At 77.5% G+C, this 15,998-nt stretch carries 7 protein-coding genes; all 7 read right to left on the bottom strand.

Translation table 11 applies throughout. The features are described 5' to 3' along the window. Position 1: 1 nt before the first annotated feature. Genes IE287_RS24975 through IE287_RS24945 form a run of 7 tightly spaced genes read right to left on the bottom strand, consistent with a single transcriptional unit; the run spans position 2 to position 15,979 of the window. Positions 2–1,477: a condensation domain-containing protein gene (locus IE287_RS24975; protein WP_189851411.1), complete on the bottom strand. Its 1,476-nt coding sequence runs from the start codon at positions 1,475–1,477 to the stop codon at positions 2–4. Continuing rightward, positions 1,474–1,890, bottom strand: coding sequence for an acyl carrier protein (locus IE287_RS24970; RefSeq protein ID WP_229883708.1), 417 nt, complete (start codon positions 1,888–1,890; stop codon positions 1,474–1,476). The genes IE287_RS24975 and IE287_RS24970 overlap by 4 nt, the downstream gene beginning before the upstream one ends. Beyond that, complete coding sequence (locus tag IE287_RS24965; protein WP_043220546.1) at positions 1,887–2,111, bottom strand: MbtH family protein; 225 nt, start codon at positions 2,109–2,111, stop codon at positions 1,887–1,889. Before IE287_RS24965 ends, IE287_RS24970 begins: the two co-directional genes overlap by 4 nt. Next, on the bottom strand, positions 2,108–5,254 hold the full coding sequence (locus tag IE287_RS24960; RefSeq protein WP_189851410.1) for a non-ribosomal peptide synthetase: 3,147 nt from the start codon (positions 5,252–5,254) through the stop codon (positions 2,108–2,110). The genes IE287_RS24965 and IE287_RS24960 overlap by 4 nt, the downstream gene beginning before the upstream one ends. Then, positions 5,251–6,828 carry a class I adenylate-forming enzyme family protein gene (locus IE287_RS24955; protein ID WP_373307894.1) on the bottom strand — a complete coding sequence of 526 codons (1,578 nt, stop codon included), beginning with the start codon at positions 6,826–6,828 and terminating at the stop codon, positions 5,251–5,253. Before IE287_RS24955 ends, IE287_RS24960 begins: the two co-directional genes overlap by 4 nt. After that, positions 6,825–12,683: a non-ribosomal peptide synthetase/MFS transporter gene (locus IE287_RS24950; RefSeq protein ID WP_189851409.1), complete on the bottom strand. Its 5,859-nt coding sequence runs from the start codon at positions 12,681–12,683 to the stop codon at positions 6,825–6,827. Before IE287_RS24950 ends, IE287_RS24955 begins: the two co-directional genes overlap by 4 nt. Then, the gene (locus IE287_RS24945; protein WP_189851408.1) at positions 12,680–15,979 is read right to left on the bottom strand and encodes a non-ribosomal peptide synthetase; all 3,300 of its coding nucleotides are present in this window, start codon (positions 15,977–15,979) and stop codon (positions 12,680–12,682) included. Before IE287_RS24945 ends, IE287_RS24950 begins: the two co-directional genes overlap by 4 nt. Positions 15,980–15,998 lie beyond the last annotated feature (19 nt).

The raw sequence follows: 15,998 nt of genomic DNA, 5'->3' as shown, positions 1-15,998 counted from the left end.
CTCACCGGCGGGCCTCCGGTCCCGCGAGGAGCCCGGCCAGCCGGGAGAGCGGCGGCGGGCTGCCGGCGGCGGACGCGACCACGACCTCCTCGATGCCCCGCAGGTGGGCGTGGACGGCCTCCGGCGGCAGGTAGGCCGTGTCGGCGGTGAGGGTGACGGTCAGCGCGGCCGCGTCGCCGGTCAGGTGGAGGCAGTAGCGGCAGGCCACCCGTTCCTGCGTCGCGGGGAAGTCGAGGACGGTGCGGCGGCGCAGCTCCGCCAGCTCCGCGGCCGTGGGCGCCGGGCCGGTGGCCGCGGCCCGGTCCACCAGGCGCATGTCGTTGAAGCAGCAGTACGGGTGCACCTCGGCGCCCCGCTCGCGGGCCGCCCGCTCCAGCAGGGCGTCCCAGCCGACCGGATCGTAGGCGGCGGCCCGGTAGCCGGCCAGCGCGGCGGGCCACGCCCCGGCCAGCAGGTCGGTGAAGACCGCCTCGCCCGCCGGGTCGTCCGGCAGCGCCAGGACGAACAGCGCGTCCTGCGACAGCGTGCTGACCAGGGTCCGCCGCCGCTCCGCCGCCCGGTTGCCCGCGATCGGCATCACCGCGGCGGCCCGGTGCCCCTGGCCGGCCGCGACCAGCGCCGCGGCAGCGGTCAGCAGCACCGTGGAACCGCTCACCCCGTGCGCGACCGCCACCGCGTCCACGGCGCGCGGCAGGGCCGCCGAGACCAGCCGGCCCGTCCAGAAGCGCGGCCGGAGCGGCTCCGCCACCCGCTCCGCGAACATCGTCGGCGGCACCTGCGCCAGCCCGCGCTCCCAGTGCGCCAGCGCCGCCTCGCTCGCCCGGCGCCCGGCCGGACCGTGCTGGTGCCGGGCGAGGTCCAGCGGGGTCTCCGGACTGACCGGCCCCGCCGCCCCGCGCCGCACCAGCAGCCGGAGGTCCCGTACGAGGACCTCCGCGGCGTGCCCGTCGGCGGCCAGGTGGCACAGGGCGAGCACCGCGTGGGTGATCCGCCCGCCGCTGCGCACCGCGCCCAGCCGCACCGGCCACTCCTCCGCGTAGCCGAACCGGTGCCCGGACAGCTCCGCCAGCAGCGCCGCGGCCGTCTCCCCGGCCCGGTCCGGGTCGGGCTCGTCGCGCACGACGAGCTCCGCCCGCCCCTCCGCGTGCAGCCGCTGCGCCGGCTCGCCGCCCTCGGTCACCACCCGCGTGCGCAGCGCCTCGTGCCGCACCAGCAGGGCGGACAGCGCCGTGCGGAGGCGGGCGGTGTCCACCGGGGCGCCCCGGTCGGCGAGGGGCAGGACCCTGCCGAGGTTGAAGTAGTGGTCGTGGGGGGCGGTCCTGCCGATCGCGTGCCAGAGGGCGCGCTGACCCCAGGTGAGGGGCGCGTCGCCCGACCGCCCGCCGTCGAAGGGGACGTCCAGGACCTCGTCCGGGAGCCGGCCGTCCCCCGGCGGGGCCTGCCGCTCCGGGGCGGCGCCGGCGGCGGAGTGGTTCATGGCGTGGCCTCCGCCCCGAGCCGGACCAGGCGGTCGGTGAGCCCGCGCAGGCCCTCGGTGTGCAGGGTGCGGTCACCGAGGTCGACGAAGACGCCGTACGTCTCCTCCACGGCGTCGGCCAGACGCAGCAGGGAGAGCGAGCTGACGCCGAGGGCGGCGAGCGGTTCGGTGGAGTCGAGCAGCTCCCGTACGCCGATCAGCCCGTCGGTGGACCGCGACACGAGCGCGGCCACCTGCGGACGGAGCGCCTCCGCGGCGTCGGAGGGAACGGCGGGCGGCAGGGCGTCCGACGCCCTCTCGTGCGGCGCCCTCTCGTGCGGCGCCCTCTCGTGCGGCGCCTTCCCGTCCGACGGCGGCGCGTCCGGCGGCAGTATGTCGGGCGGTAGGGGCCGCGAGTGCTCCGGCGTGCTCATCGGGCCTCCGTCCGGCCGCCGGAGCGCTCGGCGGCCAGCCGGCGGCGCAGGCTGAGCGGGCGGATGTCGGACCAGACGCGGTCGACGTGGGCGACGCACTCCTCCTCGGTGCCGGCGAAGCCCTCGGGCCGCCAGCCCTCGGGCAGCGGGGCGCCCTCCGGCCAGACGGCGTGCTGCTCCTCGTCGTTGACGACGACGGCGTAACGGGTCTCGTTGCTCATGGCTGCTCCTCGCGCAGGGCACGGACGACGGCGGCGACGTCGCGTGCGGTGGGTGTGTCGAAGAAGACGTCCAGCGGGACGACGGCGCCGAGGCGCTCGTGGATGCGGGCGGCGATGGCCGTGATGATCAGGGAGTGGCCGCCCAGGTCGAAGAGGTCCTCGTCCGGGGCGAGGTCGTCGAGTTCCAGCACCTCGCGCCAGATGGCCAGCACGGCGGCGCCGACCGGATCGAGCGCCTCGTCCGGCGACGGCGCGGCGGCCGGCTCGGGGCGGACGGCCTCCGGCTCCGGGAGCGCGGCGCGGTCCAGCTTGCCGTTGGGCGTCAGCGGGAAGGCGTCCAGGACGACGTACGCCCCCGGGAGCACGGCCGCCGGGAGGGATCCGGCGAGGAAGGCCCGCAGCGCGTCGGGGTGCGGGGCCGCGCCGGACGGAACGACGTAGGCGGTGAGGCGGCGGTCGGCCTCCGGGCCGTGCAGGACGGCCGCCGCCTGGGCGACCGCGGGGTGCCGGGCCAGCCGGGCCTCGATCTCGCCCAGCTCGATCCGGTGGCCCCGCAGCTTCACCTGGCTGTCCGAGCGGCCGAGGAACTCCAGGACCCCGTCGGCACCGCGCCGGACCAGGTCGCCGGTGCGGTACACGCGGCTGCCGGGAGGCCCGTACGGGTCGGGCAGGAAGCGGGTGGCGGTGAGCCCCGGCCGCCCCCGGTAGCCGTGCGCGACCCCGGCACCGCCCAGGTACAGCTCGCCGGCGACCCCGTACGGCACCGGCCTCGCGTCGGGACCGAGCACGTAGACCCGGGTGTTGGCGAGCGGGGAGCCGAGGGAGACGGAGCCCCCGGGGGTCAGGGCGGGCTCGGCGAGGGTGGACCAGATGGTGGTCTCGGTGGGGCCGTAGACGTTGACCAGCCGCGTCGCCGCGGCCGTCAGCCGGGCGGCGAGCGGCGCGGGCAGGGCCTCGCCCCCGGTGAGCGCGGTCGGGACGGGGACGGCGCCGTCGAGACCGGCGTCGAGGAGCAGCCGCCAGCCGCTGGGCGTCGCCTGCACGTGGGTGACGCCCTCGCGGCGGATCAGGCCGAGCAGCGCGGGCCCGTCGCGGTGGGCGCCCTCGGGGACGAGGACGACGCGCCCGCCGGTCGTCAGGGGCAGCAGCAGCTCGACGGCGGAGATGTCGAACGACAGCGAGGTCAGTCCCAGCCAGCGGTCCTCCGGGCGGGAGCCGAGGTGCTCGGCGAGGCTGCCGAGGACGTTGGCGAGGGCGGAGTGCGGCACCTCGACGCCCTTGGGGAGGCCGGTGGAGCCCGAGGTGTAGAGCACGTACGCGGGGAGGGCCGGATCGGGGAGCGGGAGGGACGGCACGGCGGCGCCGGCCACCGGGGCGAGGTCCGCCGGGGTGAGGTCGCCGGCGCCCTCCGGGGCGTGGGTGACGCGCAGGGCGAGGGCGGCGTCCTCCCGGACGAAGGCCAGCCGCTCCGCCGGGTAGCCGGGGTCCAGCGGCAGGTGGGCGGCTCCGGCGGCCAGCGTGCCGAGGACGGCGACGAGCTGGTCGAGGCCCCGCGGCAGCCCGATGCCGACGAGGGTGCCCGGTCCGGCTCCGTGCCGGGCGAGCGCCGCCGCGGCGTGCGCGACCCGGCGGGCCAGCTCGGCGTACGTGACCTGCTCGCCGTCCGCGACGACGGCGACCGCGTCCGGGCGCTCCTCCGCCCGGGCGGCGAGCAGCGCGGGGACGGTGCGCGCGGCGAGTTCCGGGCGCGGGGCGGGCGCGGCGAGCTGGTCGCGCAGCTCGTCCCCGTCGAGCAGCGGCAGTTCCCCGAGGGGGGTCGTGGGGTCGGCGAGGGCCGCGTCGAGCAGCCGCGTCCAGTGGCCGACGATCCGGCGGACGGTGCCGGCGGTGAGGCACCCGCCGCCGTCGGCGGCCGGGGCGTCCGCGCCCCGGACGACGGCCGGGCCGTCCGTGCCGGGGACCCCCGCGGCCGGGCCGCCGTCCTTCCCGGGCGCGTGTCCGAAGGGCGGCGCGGTCCGGAACTGCGCGCTGCCGTGGATCTCGTCCCCGCCGTCCACGAGCTGGAGGTGGAGGAGGTTGCGGACCGCGCCGGGGAAGCCGATCCAGCGCACCCCGGCGGTCACGGCCCCGAAATCCGGCGCGGGCGCGGCGGGGCGGCGCCGGTAGCTGACCGACAGCGGGGTGAGCGCCGTCCGGGGGGCGAGGCCGCGGACGGCCTGCCCGAGCGGGACGGCCCGGTGCGGGTACAGCGCCCGCAGCTCGCCCCGCACCGCGCGCACCCAGTCCTCGAACGGCAGGCGGACCGCGTCCCGGCCTTCGGCGGGGCCGACGCGCAGGGGCAGTTCGTTGACGGCGAGTCCGACGCCCACCGGCGCGCCGGGCGTCCGCAGGGACAGCTCGATCGCCGTGGAGGGGGCGGGATCCCCGTACCGGACGAGGAGCGCGTGCCAGGCGGAGAGGAGCAGTTCGAAGCGGGTGACGCCGAGCTTCCCGGCGGCCTCCGCGAGCGCGGCGCAGCGCCCGGCGTCGAGCCGGAACGGCACCTCGGCGCCGGGCGCCGCCACCAGGCCGCCGTCCGCCGGCGGCACCAGGCCGGGCAGGACGGGCGCGCCCGGGGCGTAGCCGCGCTCCTCCCAGTACGCGCGGGCGGCGGCCAGGGCCTCCGGGGCGGGCGGGCCCGCCGGGGCCTCGGCGGCGGGCGGCAGGGGCTCGCCCCGGTAGGCGGCGGCGAGGTCGGCGACGAGCCGGTCCTTCGACTCGCCGTCGAGGACGAGGTGGTGGGCGGCGACCAGGAGGACGTGGCGCTCGGGGCCGGTACGGAACAGGGTGAAGCGGCAGAGGGGACCGGCGTCGGCGTCGAAGGGCGCCGCGCGCTCCCGGGCCAGGGCGGCGTCCAGCTCCTCGGGCGCGCAGTCGGCGCGCCGCGGGGCCGGGACCTCGCAGCGGTGGACGGAGCCGTCCGGTCCCGGACGGCTCGCGAGCGCCGGGTGGTGTGCCGTCACCGTCCGGCAGGCGCGGTCGAGGGCGTCGGCGTCGAGCGGACCGGCGAGGTCGAGGGTGACGGCCAGGTGGTAGGCGCCGCCGGTGTCGCGCGTGCGCTCGGTGAGCCAGATGCCGTGCTGGGCCGGGCTGAGCTGGGTCATGGGGTGGCCTCGCGGGGGTCGTGGGTGAGGATCCGGCGCAGCTCCCGCTTGAGGACCTTGCCGCCCTCGTTGCGGGGGAGCGAGTCGAGGAACAGGACGGTGGCGGGGAGTTCGTGGACGGACAGCAGGTCGAGGAGGAAGGCCCGCAGGGCGGTCGCGGTCAGACCGTCGCGGTCGCCGCCGCTGCCCACCGGGTCCGCGCCGCGCGGCACGACGGCGGCGGCCACGACGCTCCCCAGGACGGGGTGCGGGACGCCGACCGCGGCGGCGTCGACGACGTCGGGGTGGGCGTGCAGCGCGTTCTCGACCTGGAGCGTGGAGACCTTGTGGGCACCGGACTTGACGACGTCCCGCTCGCGGTCGAGGAGGTGCAGGAAGCCGTCCTCGTCGACCCGGCCGAGGTCGCCCATCCGGGTCCAGCCGCCGTGGAACACCCCGTTGTCGCCGTCCCCCAGATAGGCGCGCGGGGCCCCGGGGGAGCGGAGCCACAGCTCGCCGGGCTCGCCGGGCGGCAGCGGGCGGCCCGCCGCGTCGGTGACGCGCAGGTCGGCCAGCGACGCCGGCCGGCCGGGCGACTCCGGCCGGGACGCGTCGAAGAGCAGCGTGACCTGGGCGGGGGCGGCCTCCGTCGACGTGTAGTAGTTGACGATCTGGGCCGGGGCGAACGCCCGGCTGAGTCCGAGCGCCACCTGCTGCGGCAGGGCCGCCGCCGTCGAGCCGACGAGGCGGACGGCGCCGAGGTCGCCGTTCCCGGCGGCGGCCGCCAGGGCCGGTGAGCCGAGGAGTTCGATCGCCATGGCGGGCACCACGAAGACGCTGCCGACGCCGTGCTCGGCGACCGCCCGGAGGAACCGCGCCGGGGTGAAGTGCGGCGCGGTGACACAGGTCGCGTGCGCGTTGAGCGCGTTGACGAGCATGGTCTGGCCCGCGTTGCTGCCCACGGGGAACGCGTGCAGGAAGCTGCGGGAGTGGCGGAGCGGCCGGCGCCGCTCGTCGCGCGTGCAGCCGTGCACCAGGTTCGCGTGCGCGGCCACCACCCCCTTGGGCGCTCCGGTGGTGCCGGAGGTGTACAGGATCTGGGCGGGGGCCGCCGGGTCGGGCTCGGGGAGGCCCGGGTCGGCGGGATGCCCGGCCGCGTCCTCCTCGGTGAGTCCCCGCACGCCCGGCGGCGTGCCGGCCGGCACGCCGGGACCCGCGTGCACGAGGAGGCGGGCCCCCGAGTCCGTCAGGGCGTGCCCCAGGCCGGCGGGCGCCATCCGGTCGGAGAGCGGGACGGCGACGCCGCCGGCCCGCAGGACGGCGAGGAACGCCACCGCGTACTCCGTCCACCGGTCCGTGCCGAAGCACAGCCCGACCCGGTCCCCGGCGGCGAGCCCGGCCGCGCGCAGGGCGGCGGCCAGGGCACCGCTGCGGTCCCGCCAGTCGGCGAAGCCCAGCCGCGCCGGGCCGTTGACGATCGCCGTACGGTCCCCGTGCGCGGCGGCCCGGTGGGCGAGCAGCGCCGGCAGGGTGGCGGGCGGGGCCGGGGGAGGGGCCGCGGGGGAGCCGCCGGTCCCGGGGCGGCGGCGGATCACGGGGCGCCCGCCTTCGCCCGCAGGCCGGAGGCGTCCGTCTCCGCCGCGCGGTCCGTGGTGCCCGCCTCCACCGCTCGGCCGGCGGCGCCCGGTGCCGCTCGCCGCCCGGTGACGTCCGTCGCCGCGCCTCGGTCCGCCGCGCCCGCCTTCGCCCGGCGGTCCGCCGCGGCCCGGGCCCGTTCCCGCAGGCCGACCAGGTCGTCCGGCTCCGCGTCGGGGACGTCGCGGTCGAAGCGGGCCAGCGACGGAAGCCGGAGACCGAGCACGACCAGGCCCGCCATCGCCAGCCCGAACAGCACGTACATCAGGGCGATGCCCCGGCCGGGGCCCGTGCCGACGAGCGGCCCGAAGACCGGGGCGAGGGCGCCGCCGGGCTCCATCAGCGGCCCGAAGAACGCGGAGCCGAGCGGGGCGACGACGCCGTGGCCCAGCGGGATCGTGGACCAGGCGATCAGCGTGTTGAGGGCGAACACCCGCCCGTGGAAACGCTGCGCCACCTTCGTCTGGACGATCGTCGCGTAGATCCCGTTGACGAGGGCGAGGGCGAAGGACATCCCGAAGGCCCCGAGGGCGACCACCCACAGGTTCGCGCGCAGTCCCGTGACGGCGCCCGCCAGGGCGAGGAGCCCGGCGAGGGCGAGCATGCCGCGCAGCCGGTGCCGGCGCGGCCCGCCCCAGAACCCCATGGCCACACCGCCCAGGAGCGCGCCGGCGCCGCCCGCGACCGCGACCCGGGCCGCGCCGCCGAGGTCGTCGAAGGCGAGGACCAGCGGGGTGGTGAGGAGGAAGAGCGGCGAGAGGAAGACGTTGAGCCCGGCGAACCACAGGAGCATGGAGCGGAAGCCGCGGTGCCGCCACGCGTGGGCGAAGCCGTTGCGGATCTCCGCGCCGAGGGACTCGCGCCGGGTCCAGGGCAGCGTGCGCGGGAACCGCACCACGAGCAGGATCCCGATGGCCACGGCGTAGCTGATCACGTCGATGACGAGGATGCCGCGCAGCCCGATCGCCGCCATCAGCGCGACGGCGGCCAGCGGCACGACGAACTGCGCCGTGCCGAAGGCGAGCTGGACGATGCCGTTGGCGTGGCCCAGATAGCGCTTGGGCACGAGCTGCGGCACGGCCGAGGCGTACGCGAGCCGTTGGAAGGTCAGGGCGACGGAGAGCACGCCGAGCAGGACGTACACCTCCCACGACCGCAGCTGGCCGGTGAGGAGCAGGACGAGCAGCCCGGCCTGGGTGGCGCCGGCGGCGACGTCGCCGACGAGCATCACCCTGCGCCGGTCCATCCGGTCGACGAGCGCCCCGGCGAGCGGGCCGACGAGGATGCCGGGGAGCATGGCGACGACCGCGTACAGGGCGTACCGGGCCATCGAGCCGGTCTCCAGGAGGATCCAGATCGGCAGGGCGAACTCGGTGAGCGCGGAACCGGTGATGGAGGCGAGCTGACCGCCCGCCACCAGCAGGAACCGCCCCATGCCGGGCTGCGGGCCGTCGTCCGGATCCGTGCCGGCGGCCGGGCCGTCGCCGGCTCCGGTGACGGGGCCGGGCGCGGCCCCCGGGGCGTCGGCGGCTTCGGTCCCGGAGGCCGGTCCGGCGGCCACCGGTGCCGTGGTGTCGGCGGCGGGGCCGGTCTCGCCGTGGAACCACCAGGAGTTCTCCGGGTCCGCCGCGGGCAGCGCGTCGGTCGTGCCGTCCAGGACGGCGCGGTGCACACGGGTGACGGCCTCCGCGACCTCGACGGCCCGGTAGGTGATGAAGAAGTGCCCGCCCTCGTCCAGCACGGCCACGGCCGAGCGCTCGGCGAGGAGCAGCCACTCCCGGTAGCGCTCCTGGTAGAAGTCGGCGGCCGGGTCCCGGTCGCCGACCAGGGAGACGAGCGGTGCCCGCAGCCGGGGCGCCCCGTCGGCGACCTCCGCGATGGCCCGGGTGAACCAGTCCTCGGCGGCCATCGTGTCCCGGCGCATGTTGCCGATGACGAACCGGACCTGCTCCTCGTCGAGCTCGGAGGTGTCGACGCCCATGCCGGTCAGCCAGTTCGCGTACGTCCGGTCGCCGACCAGCGGCTCCAGTGAGGCGATCTTCCCGAGGGCGGTGAGGACGCGGCTCCGCGGCTTCGCGAAGGGGTACTGGGCGCCGGCGTACACGCCCTCCAGCTCCCGGCCGGACGCCTCCAGGGAGCGGGCGACGGCGACGGCGAGCGCCGTGCCCACGGCGCAGTGGCCGTAGACGACGAGCGGGCCCTCCACCCGCTCCCGGACCTCCGCGGCGATGCCCTCGGCGAGGTCGTCGAAGGAGAGGCGCTCCTCGGTCACCCCGAGGTCGTGTCCGGGGATGGCGACGGCCCACAGTTCGGTGTCGGTGGGCAGGGCGTCGGCGACGGGCTGGTAGACGACGGCGCTGCCTCCCCCGTACGGGACGCAGACGAGGGTGAGCCGCCGCCGTCCGGCGGGGACCGCGCGGGTGAGCCGGTGCAGCAGGGACCGCGGGCCGCGCTCGCGCTCGTCCCGGGCGGCGACGGCGGCGAGCTCGCGGACCGTGCGGTGGGTGAACAGGTCCATCACGCTGATCGGGCGGGCCCCGGCCTCCGTCAGCCGCTTGCGGGCCTTGGCCACGACCTGGGTGGCGAGGAGCGAATGGCCGCCGAGGTCGAAGAAGTTCTCGTCGGCGCCCACCCGGGGCAGCCCCAGGACCTCCGCCCAGATCTCGGCGAGGACGGTCTCGGCGGGCGTCTCCGGCTCGGCCGCCCCGGCGGCGCGGTGGACCGTCGGGACGGGCAGGGCCCGCCGGTCCAGCTTGCCGTTCGGGGTGAGCGGCAGCGCCGGCACGACGGTGAAGGCGGTCGGCACCTGGTGGTCGGGGAGGCTGCGCCGGAGCGTGGCGCGCAGCGCGGACGGGTCGGGCTCGTCGGCGCCCGCGGCGGCCACGAGGTAGCCGACGAGGCGCTTGTCGCCGGGCCGGTCCTCGCGCAGCACGACGGCGGCGTCCGCGATGCCGGGCTGGGCGCGGAGCGCGGCCTCGGTCTCGCCGGGCTCGATCCGCAGACCGCGGAGCTTGATCTGCTGGTCGATCCGGCCGAGGTGTTCGAGCGTGCCGTCGGGGCGCCGGCGCGCGAGGTCTCCGGTGCGGTAGAGCCGCGAGCCGGGCGGGCCGTACGGGTCGGGCACGAAGCGGGCAGCGGTGAGGCCCGGGCGCCGGTGGTAGCCCAGGGCGACGGCGGTCCCGCCGATGTGGAGCTCCCCCGGGGCACCGGGCGGCACCGGGCGCAGTCGCCCGTCCAGCACGTAGAGCCGCGTGTTGTCGATGGGGAGGCCGATCGGGACGGTCTCCATCGGCCCCGCGCACTCCCAGGCGGAGACGTCCACCGCGGCCTCGGTCGGTCCGTACAGGTTCGCCAGTGCCAGACCGGGCAGCCGCGAGGTCAGCTCGCGGGCGGCGTCCGGAGGCAGCGCCTCGCCGCTGCACACCACGCGGCGCAGCCCGGTGCAGCGCTCCACGCCCTCCTCGGAGAGGAAGGCGGTGAGCATGGCCGGCACGAAGTGGGCGACGGTGACGCCGGCGGAGACGATGAGGTCGCGCAGGTAACCGCTGTCCTTCTGTCCGCCGGGCTTGGCGAGCACGATCCGCGCGCCGGTGGCGAGCGGCCAGAAGAACTCCCAGACCGACACGTCGAAGCCGGTCGGGGTCTTCTGGAGGACGGCGTCGTCGGGCCCGATCCGGTACGCCTCCTGCATCCACCGGATGCGGTTGGCGATGGCCCGGTGGGTGTTGGGCACGCCCTTCGGACGGCCGGTCGAGCCGGAGGTGTAGATGAGGTACGCGGTGTCGTCCGGCCGCGGACCGGCGGGCACGGTGCGGGCGCGCGGCCACTCGGCGGGATCGTCGAGGAGCAGGACGCGGGCGGTGCAGCCGTCGGGGGTGGCGAGCCCGCGCTGGGTGAGCAGGATCGGGGCGTCGCTGTCGGCGAGCAGGAAGGCCAGGCGCTCGGCCGGGTACTCCGGTTCGAGGGGGGTGTACGCGGCTCCGGCGCGCAGCACCCCGAGGAGCCCGGCGACGAGCTCCGGCGAGCGCTCGGCGCTCACGGCGACCAGGTCGCCGGGGCCGACGCCCTCCGCGGCGAGGCGTGCGGCGATCCGGTCGGCCAGGGCGTCCAGCGCGCGGTACGTCAGGGCGGGCCGGTCCTCGACGGCGACCGCGACGGCGTCCGGGGTGCGGGCGGCCTGCTCGGCGAAGAGGGCGGTCAGGGTGGTGGCCGGCCGGTCGACGGCGGTGTCGTTGAACCGCTCGGTCTCGAAGGCCCGCTCCTCGTCGGTGAGGGCGTCGAGGCCGGAGAGGGGGACGTCGGGCGCGGCGGCCACGGCGGCGAGGAGCCGTCCGAGGTGGGACGCGAGGACGGCGACGTCCTCCTCGGCGAACAGGTCGGTGTTGTAGTTGAAGGAGCCGTACAGGCCCTTTGGCCACTCCTGGAGGAAGAGTTCGAGGTCGAACCGGGTGCCGCTCGCCCGGACGCCGAACGGCTCGACCTCCAGGGGCAGTCCGAGGCCGGTGTCGTCGCGCTGGACGGCGTAGTTCTGCACGGCGAGGACGGCCTGGAAGACCGGGGGCCGCGAGACGTCCCGGGGCACGTTCAGCTCGCTGACCAGCTGGGCGAAGGGCAGCTCCTGGTGGGCGTACGCGTCGAGGCAGGTCTCGCGGGTGCGGCGGACCAGCTCGGCGAAGGACGGATCGCCCTCCAGTCTCGCGGGCAGCGCGAGCACGTTCACGAACATGCCGACCAGCGGCTCCAGTTCGGGCTCCGGACGGCCGGCGACGGGCGAGCCGACGGCGAAGTCTCGCCGCCCGCCGTAGCGGGACAGCAGGACCTGGAACGCGGCCAGGAGCACCATGTGGGGAGTGGCGTCGTGCCGGTCGCCGAGGGCGGTCAGCCGGTCGAGCAGCGGCCGGTCCACGGAGAAGGCGTAACCGGCGCCCTCGAAGGTCTGCCGGGGCGGCCGGGGCCGCGAGAAGGCCAGCTCCAGCGGCTCGACCCCGCCCAGCTCGCGTCCCCAGTGCGCGAGTTCGGCGGCGAGCCGCTCGCCGCTCAGGCGCTCGCGCTGCCACAGTGCGAAGTCGCCGTACTGGACGGCGAGTTCCGGGAGCGGGTCCGGCGCGCCGGCCGCCCGGGCCGCGTAGCTCCGCAGCACCTCGCCGAGGAGCACCTCGCTCGACCAGCCGTCGCTCACGCTGTGGTGGACGAGCAGCAGGAGGACGTGGTCGTCGTCGGCGAGCCGCACCAGCAGCGACCGGAACAGCGGCCCCTCCTCCAGGTCGAAGGGGACCGCGGCGGCCTCGTCCACGATCCGCTCGGCGGCGGCCTCGTCGGCCGCCTCCACCAGGGTGAGGGCGACCGGCCCCGGCGGGTCGACGACGAGCAGCGGGCGCCCGTCCTCGGTCGCCGGGTAGCGGGAGCGCAGCGTCTCGTGGCGGGCGGCGCTCGCGTCGAGCGCGGCCCGGAGGGCGCCGGTGTCCAGGGGGCCGCGCAGCCGCCGTACGACGGGGATGTTGTACGCGGAGGTCCCGGGCGCGAACTGCTCCATGAACCACAGGCGTTCCTGCGCGAAGGAGAGCGGGACGGGCGTTCCCGGGGCGCGGCGGGGAATGACGGCCGTGGGCTTCGCCCGCGACGCCAGCCGCCGCCGGAGCAGCTCGCGCTTGGCGTCGGAGAGGGCGGGCGCGGGGGCGGGCCGGGGTGCCGGGGGCGCATCGGCAGGAGCCGTGGTGGCGGGGGCCGGGGCGGGCGGGGGAGCGGCGCCGCCGGCGCGGGCGGGCGCGGGCTCCGGGGACGGGTCGGCCGGGGTCGTGGTGTCGGTGGTGCTCATGACGTCGGTCGGCTTCCTTCCAGGGCGTCCTGGGCGGCCAGGAGTTCGACGGCGGCGGCCTCGGACAGGGTGTCGATCTCGGCGGCCAGGGCGGCTTCGACGGCCTCGGCGAAGGCGGCCACCGTGCGGTGGGCGAAGAGCGCGCGGAGCGGTACGGACAGGTCGACGGCGGCGCGGACGCGGGCGACGACCCGGGTGGCGAGGAGGGAGTGCCCGCCCAGGGCGAAGAAGTCGTCGTGCGCGCCGATCCCGGCGACGCCCAGGACCTCGCCCCACACGTCGGCGACGAGCTCCTCGGCCTCCGTGCGCGGCGGTACGTGCACGGCCCGGGGCGCGGCCCCCGCGTCGGGTGCCGGCAGCGCGGCCCGGTCGAGCTTCCCGTTCGGGGTGAGCGGCAGCGCGTCCAGGAGGACGAAGGCGTGGGGGACCGCGTGCGGCGGCAGCACCGCGGCGAGTCCGCCGCGCAGGGCGTCCGCGTCGGGTGCGGGAGCGTCCGGCACGGGGACCACGTGGGCGACGAGGACGTCCCCGCGCGCGGTGACGACCGCCCGTCCGACGCCCGGGAGTTCGAGGAGCGCGGCCTCCACCTCCCCGGGCTCCACCCGGTAGCCGCGCACCTTGACCTGGTCGTCGATGCGCCCCAGGAACTCCAGCTCCCCGTCGGCCCGGCGCCGCACCAGGTCGCCGGTCCGGTAGCGGCGGGCGCCCGGCGGCCCGTCGGGGTCGGGGACGAAGGCGCGTGCGGTCGCGCCGGGCCGGCCCAGGTAGCCGTCGGTCACTCCGGCACCGCCGATGACGAGCTCCCCGGGGGTTCCGGGCGGCACCGGGCCGCCGTGCCGGTCGAGGACCGCGACGGTCGTCGCGCCGATCGGGCGTCCGATCGGCGGACGCGCGGTGCCGTCCCCGTCGCCGAGGACCGCCGTGGTCGCGATGATCGTCGTCTCGGTGGGGCCGTACGAGTTGACCAGCCGCACCCGGTCGCCGAACCGCGCCCGCCAGGCCGCGACGGCGTGCGGCTGGACCTGGTCGGCGCCGAGGACCAGCAGGCGCAGCCGGTCCGGCCAGGGGGTCTCGTCCAGGTCGGCGACCAGGTGGTGCCAGTAGGGCGTGGGCAGGTCCAGCACGGTGACGCCGGCGGCGTACGGCTCGGCCAGCTGGTCGGGGAGGGTGGTGTCGGGCCGGGCGGTGACGAGGACGGCGCCCGCGGCGAGCGCGGGGAACAGCTCCTCGGCGCTGGTGTCGAAGGAGAGCGTGGCGTACTGGAGCACGCGGTCGTCGCCGGTGAGGCCGTACCCCTCGCGCATCCAGGCGACCCGCGCGGCGAGCGCCCGGTGCGGCACGAGCACGCCCTTGGGCGTCCCCGTCGAGCCGGACGTGTAGATGAGGTACGCCGGGTCGTCGGGGCCGGCCCCGTCTCCCGCGGCCGGCTCCGGCGGCGCGCCGGGTACGGGCTCCGCCGGGCCGGGGAGCAGGGAGAGGAGCGGGATGCCGCCGGGCACGCTGCCGGGGGCGCCTTCGGGGACACTGCCGGGGGTGCCTTCGGGGAAGCCGTCGGGCAGGGTCCCGTCCGGGGTGACGAGCAGCGCGGCGCCGCTGTCGGCGAGCATGAAGGCGAGCCGGGAGGCGGGGTACGCGGGGTCGAGCGGGAGGTAGCCCGCGCCCAGCCGCCAGGCGGCGAGCATCGCGACGACGGCCCGCGGCCCCCGGGGGAGGCAGAGCGCGACCAGGTCGCCGCGGGTGACGCCGTGCGCGGCCATCCGGGCCGCCAGCGCCCGGGAGGCGTCGGCGAGCGCGCCGCGGGTCAGGCTCTCGTCGGGCCCGACGACGGCGAGTGCGCCGGGCCGCTCGGCCGCCGCCAGGTCCACGGCCCGGAGGACCGTCGGGGCGGCCGGCCCGGCGGGGCCGGGACCGCGGGACCCGTCGGCGAGGAGCCGGAGTTCGTCCGCGTCGAGCAGCGGGAGCCGGTGGACCGGCGTCTCCGGGGCGGCGAGCGCGGCCCGCAGGAGCGTCTCGAAGCGGGACCCGAACGCGGCGGCGGTGCGCGCGTGCAGCAGGTCGGTGCGGTAGCCGAAGACGGCGTGCAGGTCGTCCCCGTCCGGCCTTATGTCCAGGCCGAGTTCGAACTTGGCGGCGGTGTGCCCGCCGTCGGTCTCGGTGCACGTCAGATCGGCGAAGCCCTGTTCGCCGAGCGCGCCGCCCTCGTGGGTGTGGACGGCGAGCAGGGTCTGGAAGACGGGCGTGCGGCCCGCGTCCCGCTCGGGCCTGAGCTCCTCGGTGAGGCGCTCGAAGGGGACGCGCCGGTGGGCGAGCGCGCGCAGCCAGTCGGAGCGGGTCTTGCGCAGGGCGGCGGCGAAGGTGGGGGCTCCGGCGAAGTCGGCCCGCAGGACGAGGGCGGAGGAGAAGTAGCCGATCGTCCGCTCGCTGTCGACGGTGTCGCGCGCGGCGGTGGGCACGCCGACGCAGAAGTCGTCCTGTCCGGTGCTCCGGTGGAGCACGCTCGTGTAGGCGGTGGCGAGGACCATGAACGGCGTGACGCGGTGGGCGCGGGCGAAGGCGTCCAGAGCGGGACCGATCCCGCGCAGCACCCGGGTGTGGTACGCGCCGGAACTGCTCGGCGCGGCGGGCCGGGGCAGATCGAGCGGCAGCTCCAGCGCGGGCGCCCCGGACAGGTGCTCGCGCCAGTGGGCCAGCGCGCGGGCGGCCTCGGGGCCGTCGAGCCAGGCGCGTTCGGCGGCTGCGTGCGCCCGGTAGGAGGGCACGGCGGGAAGGGCGGGCTCGCGGCCTTCCCCGTAGGCCGCGTAGTGGTCGGCCAGTTCGGCCCGGAGCAGCCCGAGCGACCAGCCGTCCGCGACGATGTGGTGCAGGACGAGGCAGAGCAGGTGCTCCTCGTCGCCGGTGCGCAGCAGCGCCGCCCTGAGCAGCGGTCCGGCGGCCAGGTCGAACCCCGCGTTGGTGAGCGAGGCCAGCGTCCCGGCGGTCTCCCGCGCGCCGGCGCCGCGCAGGTCGCGCCGGTCGAGGGGAACGGGCCCGGGAGCGTCCACGACCGCCGACGGCCGCCCGTCCTCGGCGGGGAACCGCGTGCGCAGGGCCTCGTGGCGGGCGACGACGCCGTCGAGCGCCCGTCCCAGCGCCGCGGCGTCGAGCGCGCCGCCGAGCCGCAGCACGTACGGGATGTTGTACGCGGGGTCCCCCGGCTCCAACTGGTCCAGGAACCAGAGCCGTTCCTGCCCGACGGACAGCACCCCGGCGTTCCCCTCCACGGCACCGGCCGGCGGCTCGACTCCCGAGGTCACCACATGGACTCCTGTTCGACGC

The organism is Streptomyces omiyaensis (assembly GCF_014650895.1).
In the GTDB taxonomy this organism is placed as follows: Bacteria; Actinomycetota; Actinomycetes; order Streptomycetales; family Streptomycetaceae; genus Streptomyces; species Streptomyces omiyaensis.
Note: the sequence above shows the minus strand (reverse complement) of the source record. Positions and strands in the feature narration are given on the sequence as shown.